The sequence below is a fragment of the Caldisericia bacterium genome (assembly GCA_021158845.1).
Taxonomy (GTDB): domain Bacteria; phylum Caldisericota; class Caldisericia; order B22-G15; family B22-G15; genus B22-G15.
Genome location: JAGGSY010000181.1, coordinates 1 through 2,973 on the forward strand (window position 1 = coordinate 1; position 2,973 = coordinate 2,973).

The 2,973-nt window shown below is 37.2% G+C and carries 3 protein-coding genes; 2 read left to right on the forward strand and 1 reads right to left on the reverse strand.

Annotation, left to right across the window (positions count from 1 at the left end; translation table 11 throughout):
* A partial coding sequence (locus J7J33_06500) for an EamA family transporter (GenBank protein MCD6168927.1) occupies positions 1-850 on the forward strand: 850 nt, incomplete at its 5' end.
* Here J7J33_06500 and ftsY read toward each other — a convergent pair.
* Complete coding sequence (gene ftsY / locus J7J33_06505; protein ID MCD6168928.1) at positions 845-1,663, reverse strand: signal recognition particle-docking protein FtsY; 819 nt, start codon at positions 1,661-1,663, stop codon at positions 845-847. The genes J7J33_06500 and ftsY overlap by 6 nt on opposite strands.
* A 70-nt stretch (positions 1,664-1,733) precedes the next feature.
* Here ftsY and J7J33_06510 point away from each other — a divergent pair, with 70 nt between their 5' ends.
* Complete coding sequence (locus tag J7J33_06510; protein MCD6168929.1) at positions 1,734-2,906, forward strand: pyridoxal phosphate-dependent aminotransferase; 1,173 nt, start codon at positions 1,734-1,736, stop codon at positions 2,904-2,906.
* Positions 2,907-2,973: the final 67 nt, after the last annotated feature.

Sequence of the window (2,973 nt, forward strand, 5' to 3'; positions counted from 1 at the left end):
ATTCAAATTAGGTGAAAGAAGAAGAGCAGATAGAATTGTAGTTTCTACACTTAACTACATCGTCGGATTTTCAATACTTCTAATAGAAATTTTAATAGAAAGGGATACAAAAATTCAAGGTTTTCACATCTCTTATGCCTTAGAAAACCTATTGAAAATCATAAAAACAGGAGGGACTCTCAACTATGAAGGTTCTATTCTCTGGGGAGTAATTGTTGGATTCTTTGCAGGAATTTCATACTTTACAGCTTTTGTATTCTATCAAAAGAGTATAAAAGAGAATGGGGTTGGAATTACAGGAACGGTAAGGTCCTTAAACATACTCATACCCATGTTTCTCTCAATGATACTCTGGATGGAAATTCCAAACTCAATCCAGTGGATTGGAATAGCTCTTTCTATAGCTTCAATAGTTCTTCTCTCCTACTCAAAGAAGAAAAGGGAAAAGGTTAAACCATCCCTTCTTATCTTCTACATTCTTGGAGGAACGAGTATGTTTATGAACAAACTCTACCAGAAGTTTGGAGATGTCTCCTTAAGAAATGTTTATCTCCTTGTTGTATTCCTTGTGGCATCACTTATTGGAATAACTTTCTTAACAAAGAGAAGGATAGAGAAATTTGAGATAGCTCTTGGATTCTTTGTTGGCATATCAAACCTTCTTCAAAATTCATTTCTCATCCTTTCCCTCTCCCTTCTAAAATCCACCGTTGCCTTCCCAATATTTGGAGTTGTAAGCATTCTCCTTATAAATATGGCTGGAAAGTTCATATTCTCAGAAGAATTTGGGATTAAAAAGATACTTGCCACAGGAATGGCTTTAGCCTCCATAATCCTTATAAATCTATGAGAAGAAGGGGGAGATTAGGGAATCTACGAAGTCTCTGGGGTTGAAGGTTTCAATGTCATCCACACCCTCACCTGTTCCAAGAAAGAGGATGGGAATTTTAAACTTCAAAAATATAGGCACAATTGCGCCGGGTTTTATTGTCGAATCAATCTTTGTAAGAACAATTCCTGTAACTGATGCAACATCTTTAAACTTCTCAACCTGAGAAAAGAGATTCTCTCCATCTGTGGAATCAAGGACAAGTATTGATTCTGTAACTTTGGAAAGTTTCTCAATAACTCTTCTTATCTTTGCAAGTTCCATCATAAGATTCTTCTTATTCTGAAGCCTTCCCGCTGTATCAACAAGTATCCTTGTAAAGTTTCTATTTCTTCCATAAACAATACCATCATATACAACACTTGCTGGATCTGCACCTTTTTTTCCAGAAAAAACATCAATGTTTAATCTCTCTCCCCAGATGGTAAGTTGTTCTGTGGCTCCTGCCCTGAAGGTATCGCCTGATATGAAGAGAACCTTCTCTCCCTTCCTTTTAAACATATTTCCAATTTTAGCTATACATGTTGTCTTGCCACTTCCATTCACTCCAGAGAATAAATAAACTGAAAAGTTATCTTCTGAAAGCTCTTTGCTTGCATCTTTCATAGAATTCATAAGAAACTCCCTTACACCCTTCTCTCCCTTTTTCTTAAAAACTTTTAAAATCTCCTCTGAAAAGGAAATACCAAAACCTGAAAGGATGAGATACTCCTCAAAGTCGGATATTAATTCCTTCCTCTCTTTTATAAAGGAGAAAAATTTAAAAAGCCTCATACAAAAAATCTTATCATAAAAAAATTTTTATTGTATAATTCTTTTGAGATAGTAAGAAAAGGAGGTTAAAATGGAGGTTAAATTTGCTGAAAGAACAAAAACAATGGGAACAGAAGGTGCCTTTGAGGTTCTTGCAAAGGCAAGAAAGCTTGAGGCAGAGGGGAGGGAGATTCTCCATTTTGAGATAGGAGAACCTGACTTTGATACACCAAGAAATATAAAGGATGCAGCCATCAATGCACTTGAGAATGGATACACCCATTACACTCCCTCATCTGGACTTATGGAGATAAGAAAAGCTGTGGCAGAATACATATCAAAAACAAGGGGCTTTGATGTAAAACCAGAAGAGGTGATAGTAACTGTTGGTGCAAAACCAGCCATAACATTTTCAATTCTATCCCTTGTTAATCCCGGTGAAGAGGTAATTTACCCTGATCCAGGATATCCAATCTACAACGCTGCAACCCTCCTTGCGGAAGCAAAACCAGTTCCTCTTCCACTCCTTGAGGAGAAGGATTTTAGATTCTCCCTTGATGACCTTGAGAAAAGAATAACAGATAAGACAAAGGTTATAGTTATAAACTCTCCTCAGAATCCAACAGGTGGAGTTCTCACAAGAGAGGATTTTGAAGGTATCGCTGATATAGTTGGTGATAGGGAGATATACATACTGACAGATGAGATATACTCAAGAATAATCTATGAAGGGGAGTTTGTATCAATAACAAAGGTGGAGAGGATAAGGGATAGGGTTATTCTTGTTGATGGATTTTCAAAGACCTATGCAATGACAGGATGGAGACTTGGATATGCTGTGGCAAAACCAGAAATTATAAATATGTTAGCCAAGTATGCAATAAATGTTTACTCATGCCCGACGTCCTTTGTTCAGATGGCAGGTATTGAGGCATTAACCGGTCCACAGGATGAGGTCTCATATATGGTAAAGGAGTTCAAGGAGAGAAGAGACATATTTGTTAAGGGACTAAATGAGATACCCGGTGTTTCATGCAAACTTCCAAAGGGAGCCTTCTATGTATTTCCAAACATAAAGAGTTTTGGAAAGACATCAAAAGAGGTGGCAGATTTTCTCTTAAACGAGGCAGGAGTTGCCGCACTTCCAGGCACAGCATTTGGTGAGTATGGAGAAGGATACTTAAGATTTTCATATGCAACGAGTAAGGACAATATAAGGAAAGGACTTGAAAAGATGAGGGAGGCCCTTAAGAGATTGAAATGACGATGGATTATCTTTCTTTTATATTCTGGATAATAATCCTTCTATCTGTCTTTTATCCTGCAATTCA

Coding starts and splice junctions, on each gene's coding strand:
- ftsY (MCD6168928.1), bottom strand. CDS start 1,663: ATGAGGCTTTTTAAATTTTTCTCCTTTATAAAAGAGAGGAAGGAATTA.
- J7J33_06510 (MCD6168929.1), top strand. CDS start 1,734: ATGGAGGTTAAATTTGCTGAAAGAACAAAAACAATGGGAACAGAAGGT.